We start from the raw sequence: 15,182 nt of genomic DNA, 5'->3' as shown, positions 1-15,182 counted from the left end.
GTATTTAAAAAGGATCATCTTATGACATCGCAAACAACCAGCCAGCCCTCGGCAAGGCCATTGAGGAAAGAAGATTATAAAACATTAGGGTTGTCATCTTTAGGTGGAACTCTTGAATTTTATGATTTTGTCATTTTTGTATTTTACGCAAAAATTATTTCTCAGCTATTTTTCCCGGGAGATAATGAATTTTTGGCGCTAATGGCAACACTTGGATTGTTTGCTGCGGGTTACTTAGCTCGCCCTCTTGGCGGCATTATTATGGCTCACTTTGGTGATAAAATTGGTCGCAAGAAAATGTTTACACTCAGTATTTTCTTAATGGCTTTCCCAACTTTTGTCATCGGTTTTTTACCTACCTATGCCACTATTGGTGCCGCAGCCCCATTATTGTTACTGTTAATGAGGATCATGCAAGGTGCGGCTATTGGTGGTGAAATGCCTGGTGCTTGGGTATTTATTGCCGAACATACACCAAAACAGCGTTATGGTCTCGGTGTAGGTACCCTAACCTCAGGCATTACGGGTGGTATTTTGTTAGGCTCTATCGTTGCAATTATTATTGAGCGTAGTTATACCACAGCAGAAGTTCATGATTTTGCATGGCGTATTCCATTCATACTTGGTGGTATTTTTGGCTTTATTTCTGTTTACTTACGCCGTTTTTTAGAAGAAACACCAATATTTAAAGAGCTTGCAGCGAAAAAAGCCTTAGCGCAAGAGCTCCCCGTTAAAACAGTCATCAAGTCACACAAACAAGCTTGTTTAATCACTGCGGCACTGACTTGGTCTCTTTCAACAGCGATTGTTGTCACTATTTTGATGACACCTGATGTTGTTCTCAAAGGTATTTATAACATTGATCGCAATGTCGCTTTACAAGCTAACTGTGCTGCAACATTAACCTTAACTTTAGGCTGTATTTTCTGGGGTTGGTTAGGCGATAAAATGGGAACTCGCGTTTCGATGACATTGTCATGGGGCGGGCTAGCCGTAACCGCACTGTATTTTTACTCAACATTGTCAACGGATATCGCTGCCGCTACATTGACTTTTAATTATGGGTTAATGGGCTTTTTCGTCGGTGCCATTGCGACTACACCAATAATTAGTACTCGCACCTTCCCACCGGAAATCCGTTATTCAGGTTTATCATTTGCTTATAATGTGGCTTATGCGATCTTTGGCGGTTTAACACCAATTTTAACGGGTGCATGGTTACAACAATCACATATGGCCCCTGCTTATTATGTCGCTGGTGTATCTTTATTAGCCGTTGCGGTTGCATTTATTCCATTGGCATGGAAGGGTTGGACAGTAAATTCAACGCAAGATAACGCGGCTGTCAACAGCCTAAAAGCTAGCACAACACGTTAATTTGCTATAATTCTTTAGTATAAACAGGTATAAACCCGTAGTGATTAATTGCTGCGGGTTTCGTTATACAATTTTTCCCTAGTATTCTGTCTTTTCTGCACATTAGTTGACGTTTTTTTCATATTTCCTTCATTTTTACGTGTAACCCCCACGCTAAACTATTAACATACCGCAAATGACTAATTTTTAACTATATAGCCGATATTCTATGCTGTTATATAGCCATCAAAATGTGATGATTTTTTTTACTCGACGTTGAGCTAAGCGAAAATTTAAATGAATAAACAAAAACGCCATACCACACTAACCCGTTCTGCCATTTTCATTGCCGTGATTATTGCTGCTGGCGCTGGGTGGTATTTTTACTCTCAGCACAATCAAGCCAATACCACGCCAAATAAAGCCAATAGTAAACCATCGGCTCGTCCAAACCGTGTTCTTGCTCCAGTTCAATTCGCTAATGCACAAGAAAAAATCGTACCACGTTACTTATCAGGCTTAGGGACCGTACAAGCCGCCAATATGGTCACCGTCACTAGCAGAGTGGAAGGACAGTTAATGTCCTTGCATTTTGTTGAAGGCCAGCAAGTCAAAGCTGGCGATTTATTGGCTGAAATTGATCCACGTCCTTTTGAAGTGCAACTCGCACAGGCAGAAGGACAACTAGCGAAAGATAAAGCAACTTTGGCGAATGCACGCTTAGATCTCAATCGTTACCAAAAATTAGCAGGCACTAAAGTGATTTCGCAACAAGAGCTTGATAACCAAAAATCTTTGGTTCTGCAATCTGAAGGCAGCATTAAAGCCGATCAAGCTGCTGTAGATAGCGCTAAGTTGCAACTGACTTATAGTAAAATCACCGCCCCTATTTCAGGCCGCGTAGGCTTAAAACAAGTTGATGTAGGTAATTTTATTTCAGCAGGTACAACCACCCCCATTGTCGTGATCACCCAAACTCAACCTGCTGATGTGCTATTTGCGCTCCCTGAAGGTGATATCCCTGCGATACAAAAAGCACAGTCATCAGGCCAGCCTGTCATCGTCGAAGCGTGGGATAGAAATAATATTGCGATGATCAGTGAAGGTTATCTGTTAAGCACTGATAACCAAATTGATGCAGCAACAGGAACATTAAAAATGAAAGCTCGCTTCACTAATGATGCCCAGAGCTTATTTCCTAACCAATTCGTTAATATTAAAATGCAGATAGAGACTCTGCAAAATGCGGTTGTGATCCCCACAGCAGCACTGCAAATGGGTAATGAAGGCCATTATGTTTGGGTTTTGAGTGACGATAACCGTGTTAGTAAGCAATCTGTCACCGTCGGTATGCAAGACAGTAAGCAAGTCGTCATTGAAAGCGGCCTTGCAGCTGATACTAAAGTCATTACTGATGGTGTCGACCGTTTAACTGATGGAACAAGCGTTGAAGTGGTTAATAGTGACAACGTCACTAAACCCGTTGAGCCTCAGAAAAATAGCGCGGAGAAAGCCTAATGCAACCGGGGATCCAAAAAGGTGGCGGCCCTTCTCGCTTATTTATTTTACGTCCTGTTGCGACAACGTTATTTATGGTGGCGATCCTATTAGCTGGGATCATTGGCTATCGTTTTCTACCCGTTTCCGCGTTACCTGAAGTTGATTACCCAACCATTCAAGTCATCACACTCTACCCTGGCGCCAGCCCAGAAGTCATGACATCAGCCGTGACGGCTCCATTAGAAACACAATTTGGCCAAATGTCTGGTTTAAAACAGATGTCGTCACAAAGCTCTGGCGGTGCTTCCGTGATCACATTAATGTTTCAACTGACATTGCCATTAGAGGTTGCAGAACAAGAAGTACAAGCTGCGATTAACTCGGCTTCGAGTTTATTACCTTCTGACTTACCGTACCCACCGATTTATAATAAAGTTAACCCAGCGGATCCCCCTGTCTTAACACTTGCCGTCACCTCTGATGCAATACCGCTGACACAAGTGCAAGACATGATTGAAAATCGCATCGCGCAAAAAATTTCGCAAGTGAATGGTGTTGGTCTTGTTACCCTCGCTGGCGGCCAGCGCCCTGCTGTACGGGTGAGTTTAAATCCTCAAGCTATGGCAGCAAAAGGATTAGACAGCGAAACTATTCGTACCGCAATTAATAACGCAAACGTCAATTCGGCTAAAGGTAGCTTTGATGGCCCAACACGTGCTGTAACGCTTTCCGCGAATGACCAAATGAAATCTTTGGATGATTATCGCCACCTAATTGTCGCCTATCAAAATGGCGCACCGGTACGGCTCGGTGATATTGCAACCATCCAGCAAGCGGCTGAGAACGCTTATTTAGGGGCGTGGGCAAATACACAGCAAGCGATTGTCATTAATGTTCAGCGTCAACCTGGCGCTAATGTTATTGAAACAACCGATACTATTCGTAATTTACTCCCTGAATTGATTGAGACGTTACCAAAGTCAGTTGATGTTAAGATTTTAACGGATAGAACTAGCACCATTCGTGCATCTGTTAGTGATGTTCAATTTGAACTAATGCTCGCTATCGCATTAGTTGTGATGGTGATTTATCTATTCCTACGTAATGGAATAGCAACGTTGATCCCCGGTATTGCCGTGCCACTTTCTCTGGTTGGTACGTTTGCCGTGATGTATTTTTGCGGTTTTTCCGTTAATAACCTAACCTTAATGGCTCTCACTATTGCGACGGGTTTTGTGGTCGATGACGCTATTGTCGTTATTGAAAATATCTCCCGTTACCTTGAGCAAGGCGATAAACCGATTGTTGCAGCATTAAAAGGTGCGGGAGAAATTGGCTTTACGATTATTTCACTGACCTTCTCATTAGTTGCTGTATTGATACCGTTATTGTTCATGGGGGACATTGTTGGGCGGTTATTTAGAGAATTTGCAATCACCCTTGCGGTGGCTATTCTCATTTCAGCTGTCGTTTCATTAACGCTCACGCCCATGATGTGCGCTCGTTTACTGAAACCTGAATCAGAGCATAAACACAATCGTTTTGAGCTAGCTTGTGAGCGCTTCTTTGATGGTATGATTGCATGGTATGCCATTTGGTTAAAACGTGTCCTCAATCACCGTTGGTTAACACTTTCGGTTGCTATCGGTACCCTTGTTTTAACTGTATTACTATACCTGTGGATCCCTAAAGGTTTCTTTCCATTACAAGACAATGGCATTATTCAAGGTACGATTGAAAGCCGTCAATCCATCTCTTTCTCGGCAATGTCGCAAAAACAGCAAGAAGTGGCTGAGAAATTACTCTCTGATCCTGCGGTCGATAATATTACTACCTATGTTGGAATCGATGGTACTAATCCAACCCTTAATAATGGGCGCATCCAAATTACCTTAAAACCGCTAGATGAGCGCCCTGACCGTGTAAGTACGATTATCCCTCGCTTACAAGAAATAGCAGATAGCGTATCGGGTGTCACACTGTATTTACAACCCATGCAAGATCTGACGATTGATACCCAATTAGCACGAACGCAATACCAATTTACACTGCAAGCAGGCTCTCTAGAAGAATTGAGTCTGTGGGTACCAAAACTATTAACTGAATTGAACAAACAGCCTGAGCTGGTTGATGTCAGCAGCGATTGGCAAGACCAAGGCTTAGTGGCTTATGTCAATGTTGATAGAGACACTGCGAGCCGCTTCGGTATCTCGATGTCAGCCATTGATAATGCATTATATAATGCATTTGGCCAGCGCATGATCTCGACTATTTACACCCAATCGAATCAATATCGCGTCATTATTGAGCACAATACCCAAACTCGTAATGGTATAGACGCCTTAAATGACGTTCGCCTCAAGGGTACGGATGGTGCAATCGTGCCTTTAAGTACTTTAGTCAATATCCAAGAAGGTTATGGGCCGCTAGCAATCAACCATCTTGACCAATTCCCAGCGGCAACCTTCTCTTTTAACCTAGCAGACGGGGCATCCTTAGAATCAGCGGTCAATGCAGTCAAAAATGCCGAAACACAAATTGAAATGCCAAGATCGATTACCACTCAATTCCAAGGGGCAACTTTAGCATTTGAGGCTGCATTGAGCAGTACGGTTTGGCTGATCGCCGCTGCAATTGTCGCCATGTATATTGTACTAGGTATTTTATATGAGAGTTTTATTCATCCAATTACTATCCTCTCAACCCTACCTACAGCGGGTGTTGGTGCGCTATTAGCTTTAATGATGGCAGGTAGTGAGCTAGACGTGATCGCTGTCATTGGTATTATTTTGCTGATAGGGATAGTGAAAAAGAATGCGATTATGATGATTGACTTCGCATTAGCAGCTGAACGCGAACAAGGTATGTCACCGCGAGAAGCAATTTATCAAGCTTGTTTACTCCGTTTCCGACCTATTTTAATGACCACTATGGCCGCTTTATTAGGTGCATTACCCTTAATGTTAAGCTCAGGGGTCGGTGCCGAGCTGCGCCAACCATTAGGGATTTGTATGGTTGGCGGGTTGATCATGAGCCAAATACTCACTTTGTTTACCACCCCAGTGATTTACCTGTTATTTGATAGCTTAGCAAGTAATATCAAGGCTCACCGACAAAACCGTAAGCAACAGGTGTCATAATGAAGCGCTTTTTCGCCTTATTTATCAGTCGTCCCGTTGCCACAACCTTAATTAGTGTTGCTATCTCGCTATGTGGTGCACTCAGTTTTATGTTCTTACCTGTGGCACCATTGCCACAGGTTGATTACCCTGTGATAAACGTGACAGCGTCACTATCCGGCGCATCACCTGAAACGATGGCTTCTTCAGTTGCAACTCCTCTTGAGCGCTCATTAGGTAGCATCGCAGGGATCAGTGAAATGACCTCCAGTAGCTCTCTAGGGCGCACCACAATCACCCTTGAATTCAACCTTGATAAAGATATTAATAATGCAGCCCGTGAAGTACAGGCTGCTATCAACGCAGCCCAAAGTTTGCTACCTAGCGGTATGCAAAGTAAGCCTCGTTACTACAAATCAAACCCTTCCGATGCCCCCATCATGATTTTAACCTTAACCTCAAAAACCATGAGTACCGGTGAAATTTATGATATTGCCTCAACACGTTTATCACAGCGTATTGCACAAATCGAAGGTGTCAGTGAAGTGTCTGTTGGTGGTGGTTCATTACCTGCCGTGCGGGTCGAACTCAACCCTACCGCCCTATTTAATCAAGGCGTTTCCCTTGATAAAGTTCGTTCTGCCATTAATAGTGCTAACGTGCGTCAGCCTCAAGGATACATCAATGATGATGATAAACGTTGGCAGGTGCAAACCAATGATGAACTGAAAAAAGCGGCCGATTACCGTCCTATTATTGTTCACTATCAAAACGGCAATGCTGTTAAATTAAGCGATGTAGCCAATGTTAAAGACTCGGTACAAGATGTCCGTACCGCAGGTATGTCTGGCGGTGAACCCGCTATTTTGATAGTGATCCGCCGAGAGGCTGGTGCAAATATTATTGAAACCGTCAATCGTATTCGTGCTGAGTTACCTGAATTTCAAGATATGATCCCCGCGGCAATTGATTTAAAAGTTGCTCAAGATAGAACCCCAACCATTCGTGCATCGTTAGTCGAAGTTGAACGCGCATTAATCATTGCTATCGCGTTGGTGATCTTAGTCGTTTTACTGTTTTTGCGTTCAGGTCGAGCAACATTAATACCCGCCATTGCCGTTCCTGTCTCATTGATTGGCACATTTACGGCTATGTACCTGTGTGGCTTCAGCCTCAATAACTTATCACTCATGGCTCTGACCGTTGCCACTGGATTTGTGGTTGATGATGCCATCGTAGTCCTAGAGAACATTTCACGGCATATCGAAAATGGTAGTCGGCCATTTATTGCCGCAGTCAGAGGCGTCAGTGAAGTTGGCTTTACCGTCGTTTCCATGAGTGTTTCTTTAGTGGCTGTATTTATCCCATTACTATTAATGGAGGGGTTAGTTGGCCGCTTGTTCCGCGAGTTTGCCATCACCCTAGCCACAGCAATTAGTATCTCGCTAATTATTTCGTTAACACTCACACCAATGATGTGTGCCTATTTGCTAAAAAAACGTGATATCAAAAAGACCGATAAACAAGGTATTACAGCGCGTTGCTTATTACGCGCACAACAAAGCTATGGTCTCATATTAAATTGGGTGTTATCGCATAAACGAAGTGTGTTAGCGATCTTATTCGCGACTATTGGTTTAAATATCTATCTATATATCGCGATCCCAAAAACGTTCTTCCCTGAACAAGATACAGGTCGTTTACTGGGTTTTGTTCGTGCGGATCAAAGCATTTCATTTCAAGCAATGAAAGAAAAGATGACCCGTTTTATGCAAGAGGTAAATGCAGATCCTGCGGTTGATAGCGTGACAGGTTTTACAGGTGGTAGCCGCGTCAATAGTGGTTCAATGTTTATTTCATTAAAGCCTTTGGATGAACGCAAAGAAAGTGCGAATGCAGTCATTAACCGATTGCGTATTAAATTAGCCAAAGAACCCGGCGCTAACCTATTTATGATGCCAGTACAAGATATTCGAGTAGGAGGTCGACAATCCAATGCCAGCTACCAGTACTCTCTGCTTGCTGATGAACTAAATACGCTACGTGAATGGGAGCCTGCTATACGTAAAGCCATTGCCGATCTGCCACAAGTGACTGATGTGAACTCAGATAAAGAAGATAAAGGCGCTGAGATGGCGATCACCTATGACAGAGATTTGATGGCACAGCTGGGCATAGACGTACGTGAGGCGAATGATTTGCTCAATAATGCGTTTGGCCAGCGCCAAATTTCAACTATCTATGAGGCGATGAACCAATATAAAGTCGTGATGGAAGTTGCGCCTGAATATACACAAGATGTCAGCGCTTTGGATAAAATGTTTGTTATCAACAAGACTGGTGAGGCTATTCCACTATCTTACTTTGCCCGTTGGCAGCCTGCCAATGCGCCATTAAGTGTTAACCATCAAGGTTTATCCGCTTCATCAACCATTGCTTTCAACTTAGCAGAAGGTTACACCCTTGATCAAGCGATGTCCGCTATCGAGAAAACCATGACTGCGCTAGGTGTCCCCTCCAATATTCGCGGGTCATTTGCAGGTACCGCCCAAGTGTTCCAAGACACATTAAAATCACAGCTATTCCTAATTTTTGCTGCAATCATCACCGTGTATTTGGTACTGGGTATCCTTTATGAAAGCTATATTCATCCACTGACCATTTTATCCACTTTACCTTCTGCTGGCGTCGGTGCATTACTCGCCTTAGAATTGTTTAATACACCGTTCAGTTTGATTGCGCTTATTGGGATCATGCTGTTAATTGGTATCGTCAAGAAAAACGCCATCATCATGGTAGATTTCGCTATCCATGCACAGCGTAACCAAGGTTTAACCGCACGCGAAGCTATCTTCCGCGCCAGTATGTTACGTTTTAGGCCGATTTTAATGACAACATTGGCGGCGATTTTTGGTGCTCTTCCTCTTGCTTTAGGCAGTGGAGATGGTGCTGAGTTACGTCAACCTCTTGGTATCACTATTGTTGGTGGGTTAGTGATGAGCCAATTATTAACGTTATTTACTACACCTGTAGTTTATTTGTGTTTTGATCAACTCAGACAGCGTTTTTCGAAACAACAGCGTGATCCTAAGCACGCCAAGGCGTAAATGATGAAATTTAGATTTAGCAGCGTCAGCACCCGATTATTTCTGGCTATTTTTGCCACTTGTCTACTGCTAGTGGTCATTATGCACCAAGGTGTTCGCTTAAGCTTTCAACATGGGTTTATTGATTATATTAAAGAGAATGATCAACAACGTGCCGAATTGATCGCTGATGCCCTTGCTGAACAATATGATGAGACAGGTAGCTGGCGTTTCTTGATCCGTAATGAGCGAGTGTTTTTTAATATATTACGCAGTATTGAACACCACCAGCGCTCACTGCCGCCATCCAAACCTAAAGGTTGGCGCTCCTACTTTTGGGTATATGACAACGAAAACCGGCTGATATTAGGTCGTAATGTTCCGTTACCTAATGACATTCTCCGCCAGCCCGTTGTCACTTCAGATGGCAAAACAGTGGGATGGGTGATTGCCAGTTATGGCGATGGGATCAGCAATGAGATAGACCGCCGTTTCGATGAACAACAGATGATGACCAGTTGGTTAATTGCTGGTTTATCATTAATTGTCGCGTTAATCGCCACGATTTTATTAGCTCGTGGTTTTTTAAAACCCATAAAAAGATTGTTGGATGGGACCAACCAATTAGCGAATGGCGATTTCTCCACCCGCGTTACTGAGGTCGGTCGCGATGAGCTCGGTCAACTCGCCAAAGATTTTAACCATCTCGCATCAACACTCGAAAAAAATGAACATATGCGTCGTGATTACATGGCAGATATTTCGCATGAATTACGTACCCCACTCTCGGTATTGCAAGGTGAACTTGAGGCCGTACAAGATGGCGTACGCCAAGCAACGCCTGAGACTATCAGCTCTTTACTCGCGGAAACCCATACGTTAATTAAGTTAGTTAACGACTTACATCAATTATCTTTATCCGATAGAGGATCACTCGTCTATCGCCTTCAATCAGCGGATATTATTCCCTTGATTGATATGGTCATCGGTCAAGTACGTTGGCGTTTGGAAGAGAAGCAAATCACAGTGGAAACACATTTGCCAAATCAACAAATTATCAATATCGACCCTGATCGCATTTTGCAATTACTTTATAATTTAATGGAAAATAGCCTACGCTATACCGACGCGAACGGAAAAATCATCATTCGAGCCGTTATTGAACAGAATCAGTTTTCACTATATTGGGAAGACAGTGCTCCCGGCCTAACTAGCGAACAATGTAGCCATCTTTTTGAGCGATTTTATCGCGCAGAGGGATCGCGCAGTCGCGCTAGTGGCGGTTCTGGCCTCGGTTTAGCAATTTGCTATAATATTATTGAAGCACACAAAGGTAGCATACAAGCCAGCGCTTCCCCATTAGGTGGAGTATGTATTGCTATCCATTTACCGTTGAAACAAAAGGAAAATGAACAGTGACAGTGTTAGAGCCTTCAAGTGCGAATGTACTGGTTGTTGAAGACGAACCGAAACTCGGTCAACTACTTTATGACTACCTTCAAGCTGCTGGATACCAACCTTCACTATTACAACGGGGTAATGAAGTAATTGATTATGTTAAACAGCACCAGCCAGATATCATTCTACTCGACCTCATGTTACCTGGAATGGATGGGTTAACCATCTGTCGCGAGTTACGTAAATTTTGTGAAATCCCGATTATTATGGTCACCGCCAAAACCGAAGAGATCGACCGCTTACTTGGTTTAGAAATCGGCGCTGATGATTATATCTGTAAACCTTTTAGTCCACGAGAAGTGGTGGCTCGGGTAAAAACTATTTTACGTCGCTGCCAACATACAACGACACCTGATAAACAGAAAACCCAGTTAATTATTGATGAAAGCGCATTCCAAGTCCGTTATGGTGATCAACTACTTGAGTTAACACCCGCTGAGTTTCGACTGGTTAAGTTTTTATCAGATAATTCGGGAACCGTGTTCTCACGCGATCAACTACTCGATATTTTGTACGATGATCACCGAATTGTGACGGATAGAACCATTGATAGTCATGTCAAAAACCTACGCCGAAAACTGGAATCACTTGATAATGAAAAAACCTTTATTCGCTCTATTTATGGTTTAGGTTATCGATGGGATGAAGTATAAACTGATGACTCAATGTCAGTACAATTTGTAGGGAATACTTTAATTTTCTTGCAAACAGCGCTAAAATCGCCTCCCTTAAAAAGGCTTCCTCATAAGAAGGAAGTACTGACTTGACATCAGACTGAGAACAAATATGTTTACTCCAGAATTATTATCACCAGCCGGTTCTTTAAAGAACATGCGTTATGCATTCGCATATGGCGCAGATGCCGTTTATGCAGGGCAACCGCGTTATAGCCTCCGTGTGCGTAATAACGAATTCAACCATGAAAACCTAGCCAAAGGGATCCAAGAAGCCCATGATCTTGGCAAAAAATTCTATGTTGTCGTTAATATTGCGCCACACAATGCAAAGCTGAAAACCTTTATTCGTGATTTAACCCCTGTTATTGAAATGGGACCTGACGCACTGATTATGTCCGATCCGGGGCTGATCATGATGGTACGCGAAGCATTTCCTAAAATGGATATTCACTTATCGGTACAAGCAAACGCAGTTAACTGGGCATCGGTAAAATTCTGGAAACAGATGGGACTTACTCGGGTTATTTTATCTCGTGAGCTTTCTCTCGAAGAGATCGCTGAAATCCGTAAACAAGTTCCAGATATCGAACTTGAAGTGTTTGTCCACGGTGCGCTTTGCATGGCTTACTCAGGCCGCTGCTTACTGTCTGGTTACATCAATAAACGTGACCCTAACCAAGGCACTTGTACCAATGCTTGTCGTTGGGAATACAAAGTCGAAGAAGGCAAACAAGATGATGTGGGCAATATCGTTCATGTACATGAACCGATCCCAGTCAAAAATGTTGCACCAACCCTAGGTGAAGGCGCACCGACTGATAAAGTCTTTATGATTGAAGAAGCCAAGCGTCCGGGCGAATATATGACCGCCTTCGAAGACGAACATGGTACTTATATTATGAACTCTAAAGATTTACGTGCGATTGAACATGTAGAAAATCTGACTCAGATGGGAGTTCATTCATTAAAAATTGAAGGTCGTACTAAATCCTTTTATTACTGCGCACGCACTGCACAAGTATACCGCCGTGCAATTGATGACGCCGTCGCAGGTAAGCCGTTTGATCCGACATTACTGTCAACCTTAGAGGGCTTAGCACATCGTGGTTACACAGAAGGTTTTTTACGTCGTCATACTCACGATGCTTACCAAACCTATGAATATGGCTATTCTGTCTCTGAAACCCAGCAGTTCGTCGGTGAATTTACCGGTAAGCGTATTAATGGCCTTGCAGAAGTGGATGTTAAAAATAAATTTAGCCTAGGTGATAGCTTAGAATTGATGACGCCTGCGGGAAATATTGTCTTTACCCTTGATGCATTACAAAACCGCAAGGGCGAAGCTATTGACGTTGCGCCGGGTAATGGCCATATCGTTTATCTACCTGTGCCTGATGATGTTAATGTGAATTTTGGTTTGTTGATTCGTAATTTACCGGGTACAACTACCCGCTCTCCACACCAATCAGAAACGGCAACTCATGCTTAATGAGCGATTAGTGCGCTAGTCACCGTAAATGCTAGAAATAATTAATTTAATTAATTGAATTTCTAGCATTTTTTATTTTTCACCATGAAATTATCCGCAACAAAAACCGCTATAACAATTGATAATCATTCTCAAAAATCGTATTGAGCCGTTAAAATGTATTTAATATCCATTTTTATGCAATAGATCACAACAATTAGCTATTCAATGTCGTATAGTCACTCTCGAAAATGAAGAACTAGAAAGTCATAAAGTAAGACTAGGAACCACCTCCTTGGCTGGCTCAATCTCCCTTGAGCTAGCCATTTCTTTTTTGCACTCCACAAAATATATCATCAACATAATCGCTCAATGTGACTATTTATTAATTCTTGATTGAGACTATACTTTTATATTCTAAATGAACTCGAAGTACAGCTAGAGGAAAAACGCTGTCATTCGAAGTATAACGAGTACAACCGTATTTTCTTCTTTCAAGGAATATCATGCCTACTCATAAACAACATAGTGCCCTCATTATTCTTAATGGCAAACAATCAGCCAATCCAGAACTCAAAAAAGCGGTTTACCAACTACGTGAAGAAGGCCATAACATTTTGGTACGCATTCCTTGGGAAGTCAGTGAGCTGCCAATGTACCTTAATGACGCTGTCAACCAAGGAATAGAGACTATCATCGCCGGTGGTGGCGATGGCACAATAAATGCGGTAGCCAGTGCATTAATGCAGCAACCTGAAACACAGCGCCCCGCCATCGGTGTCCTTCCATTAGGCACTGCTAATGATTTTGCAAACAGTGCCAATATCCCAATGGATATACACGCCGCCTTGTCATTAGCAGTAAAAGGTAAATCATTTGCGATAGATATTGCTAGGGTTAACCATCAATCGTTTTTTATGAATATGGCAACAGGCGGCTTTGGGACACGTATCACGACAGAAACCCCTGAAGCATTAAAATCTGCTCTCGGCGGCGCAGCCTATGTCATTAACGGCTTACTACGACCTGATACACTCAAAACAGATACCTGTAAAATTGAAACAGAACACTTTAGCTGGGAAGGCGAAACCTTAGTCGTCGCAGTCGGTAATGGAAAACAAGCAGGTGGCGGGCAATTATTAACCCCTGATGCTCTGATCAACGATGGTCAATTGAATTTATTGGTTGTACCTGCTCGTGATGTGATCCCTGCCCTACTCACCAATTTGTTCTCCAGTGAGAAAAATCAGCATTTAATTGAAAAAACAAGTTGTTGGGTAAAAATTTCTTCACCGCATAAAATGGTGTTTAATTTAGATGGCGAGCCCCTTTCGGGTGAAACATTCACCTTTGAATTACTACCTGAAGCGATCCACTGCCGATTACCGCCTCAATGTGGCTTGTTATCTTAAATTTAATGATTAACATCCCTTAGACTTTGTTAAATGGAGGAAGTCATGACTGATATTGCCAAGCTGTTAGGTTCCGAAGCATCCACTCTTTTAGACCACCGTTGCCAAACCATTCCTCGTGAAAATATTTACTTGCCGGGTTCTGACTTTGTTGACCGTGTTATGATCGACAATAATCGTCCCAATAGTGTTCTTCGCTCAATGCAAACTCTGTTTAATCATGGGCGCTTAGCAGGTACAGGCTATCTTTCTATCCTTCCTGTAGACCAAGGCGTAGAGCATTCTGCGGCGGCATCATTTGCGGCAAACCCTCTCTATTTCGATCCAAAAAACATTGTTGAATTAGCGATTGAAGCAGGCTGTAACTGTGTTGCTTCGACTTATGGTGTACTGGCTTCCGTTTCACGCCGTTATGCACATAAAATTCCATTTTTAGTTAAGCTAAATCATAATGAAACGCTAAGCTACCCTGCTCAATATGATCAAACATTGTATGCAAGCGTCGAACAAGCCTTTGAAATGGGTGCCGTTGCCGTTGGAGCGACAATCTATTTCGGTTCAATTGAATCACGCCGCCAAATTGAAGAAATTTCTGCGGCATTTGAACGCGCACATGAACTCGGTATGGTAACCGTGTTATGGGCCTATTTACGTAATCCTGCATTTAAAAAAGACGGTGTGGACTATCATTCAAGTGCGGACTTAACTGGTCAAGCCAACCATATCGCAGCAACCATTGGTGCTGATATTGTAAAACAGAAAATGGCTGAAAATAACGGGGGTTATAAAGCCATAGGGTTTGGTCATACTGATGAACGCGTCTACACTAAACTGACCACAGATAACCCTATCGATCTCGTTCGCTATCAATTAGCAAATTGCTATATGGGGCGTGCTGGGTTGATTAACTCAGGTGGAGCCGCAGGACAAAATGATTTAAGTGAATCGGTACGTACCGCTGTTATCAATAAACGTGCAGGTGGTATGGGTCTGATCTTAGGTCGTAAAGCATTTAAAAAGTCGATGCAAGAAGGTGTGGCACTGATTAATGCCGTACAAGATGTTTACCTCAGCAAAGAAGTTACTATCGCTTAATTAATACTTAA

Annotated in this window: 9 protein-coding genes; all 9 read left to right on the top strand. The window is 42.8% G+C overall.

Features of this window, described 5'->3' with window-relative positions; genetic code table 11:
- The first annotated feature begins 21 nt into the window (after positions 1-21).
- The 9 genes from SC428_RS00620 to fbaB all read left to right on the top strand — a co-directional run bounded on the left by SC428_RS00620 (position 22) and on the right by fbaB (position 15,171).
- Positions 22-1,377 carry an MFS transporter gene (locus tag SC428_RS00620; RefSeq protein ID WP_070928382.1) on the top strand — a complete coding sequence of 452 codons (1,356 nt, stop codon included), beginning with the start codon at positions 22-24 and terminating at the stop codon, positions 1,375-1,377.
- Positions 1,378-1,653: 276 nt separating this feature from the next.
- Positions 1,654-2,874, top strand: coding sequence for an MdtA/MuxA family multidrug efflux RND transporter periplasmic adaptor subunit (locus SC428_RS00615; protein WP_070928384.1), 1,221 nt, complete (start codon positions 1,654-1,656; stop codon positions 2,872-2,874).
- A complete protein-coding gene (locus SC428_RS00610; RefSeq protein WP_140182715.1) occupies positions 2,874-5,996 on the top strand; it encodes an MdtB/MuxB family multidrug efflux RND transporter permease subunit in 3,123 nt (1,040 codons plus the stop codon). The genes SC428_RS00615 and SC428_RS00610 overlap by 1 nt, the downstream gene beginning before the upstream one ends.
- The gene (gene mdtC, locus SC428_RS00605) at positions 5,996-9,082 is read left to right on the top strand and encodes a multidrug efflux RND transporter permease subunit MdtC (protein WP_318705488.1); all 3,087 of its coding nucleotides are present in this window, start codon (positions 5,996-5,998) and stop codon (positions 9,080-9,082) included. Before SC428_RS00610 ends, mdtC begins: the two co-directional genes overlap by 1 nt.
- A 3-nt stretch (positions 9,083-9,085) precedes the next feature.
- Positions 9,086-10,480 carry a two-component system sensor histidine kinase BaeS gene (baeS, locus tag SC428_RS00600; RefSeq protein WP_140187197.1) on the top strand — a complete coding sequence of 465 codons (1,395 nt, stop codon included), beginning with the start codon at positions 9,086-9,088 and terminating at the stop codon, positions 10,478-10,480.
- The gene (gene baeR / locus SC428_RS00595; RefSeq protein ID WP_070928390.1) at positions 10,477-11,172 is read left to right on the top strand and encodes a two-component system response regulator BaeR; all 696 of its coding nucleotides are present in this window, start codon (positions 10,477-10,479) and stop codon (positions 11,170-11,172) included. The genes baeS and baeR overlap by 4 nt, the downstream gene beginning before the upstream one ends.
- Before the next feature lie 133 nt (positions 11,173-11,305).
- Positions 11,306-12,685: a tRNA 5-hydroxyuridine modification protein YegQ gene (gene yegQ / locus SC428_RS00590; protein ID WP_318705483.1), complete on the top strand. Its 1,380-nt coding sequence runs from the start codon at positions 11,306-11,308 to the stop codon at positions 12,683-12,685.
- 485 nt (positions 12,686-13,170) lie between these two features.
- On the top strand, positions 13,171-14,076 hold the full coding sequence (yegS, locus tag SC428_RS00585) for a lipid kinase YegS (RefSeq protein ID WP_070928394.1): 906 nt from the start codon (positions 13,171-13,173) through the stop codon (positions 14,074-14,076).
- Between the two features lie 45 nt (positions 14,077-14,121).
- Positions 14,122-15,171, top strand: a complete 1,050-nt coding sequence (fbaB, locus tag SC428_RS00580) for a class I fructose-bisphosphate aldolase (RefSeq protein WP_140182707.1) — start codon at positions 14,122-14,124, stop codon at positions 15,169-15,171.
- Positions 15,172-15,182 lie beyond the last annotated feature (11 nt).

Origin of the sequence: Providencia sp. 2023EL-00965 (assembly GCF_033550225.1) — a bacterium.
Taxonomy (GTDB): Bacteria; Pseudomonadota; Gammaproteobacteria; order Enterobacterales; family Enterobacteriaceae; genus Providencia; species Providencia manganoxydans.
Note: the sequence above shows the minus strand (reverse complement) of the source record. Positions and strands in the feature narration are given on the sequence as shown.

What these genes read in the sequence shown, in the direction of transcription:
- SC428_RS00620 (WP_070928382.1), top strand. Translation starts at nt 22, where the DNA reads ATGACATCGCAAACAACCAGCCAGCCCTCGGCAAGGCCATTGAGGAAA.
- SC428_RS00615 (WP_070928384.1), top strand. Translation starts at nt 1,654, where the DNA reads ATGAATAAACAAAAACGCCATACCACACTAACCCGTTCTGCCATTTTC.
- SC428_RS00610 (WP_140182715.1), top strand. Translation starts at nt 2,874, where the DNA reads ATGCAACCGGGGATCCAAAAAGGTGGCGGCCCTTCTCGCTTATTTATT.
- mdtC (WP_318705488.1), top strand. Translation starts at nt 5,996, where the DNA reads ATGAAGCGCTTTTTCGCCTTATTTATCAGTCGTCCCGTTGCCACAACC.
- baeS (WP_140187197.1), top strand. Translation starts at nt 9,086, where the DNA reads ATGAAATTTAGATTTAGCAGCGTCAGCACCCGATTATTTCTGGCTATT.
- yegQ (WP_318705483.1), top strand. Translation starts at nt 11,306, where the DNA reads ATGTTTACTCCAGAATTATTATCACCAGCCGGTTCTTTAAAGAACATG.
- yegS (WP_070928394.1), top strand. Translation starts at nt 13,171, where the DNA reads ATGCCTACTCATAAACAACATAGTGCCCTCATTATTCTTAATGGCAAA.
- fbaB (WP_140182707.1), top strand. Translation starts at nt 14,122, where the DNA reads ATGACTGATATTGCCAAGCTGTTAGGTTCCGAAGCATCCACTCTTTTA.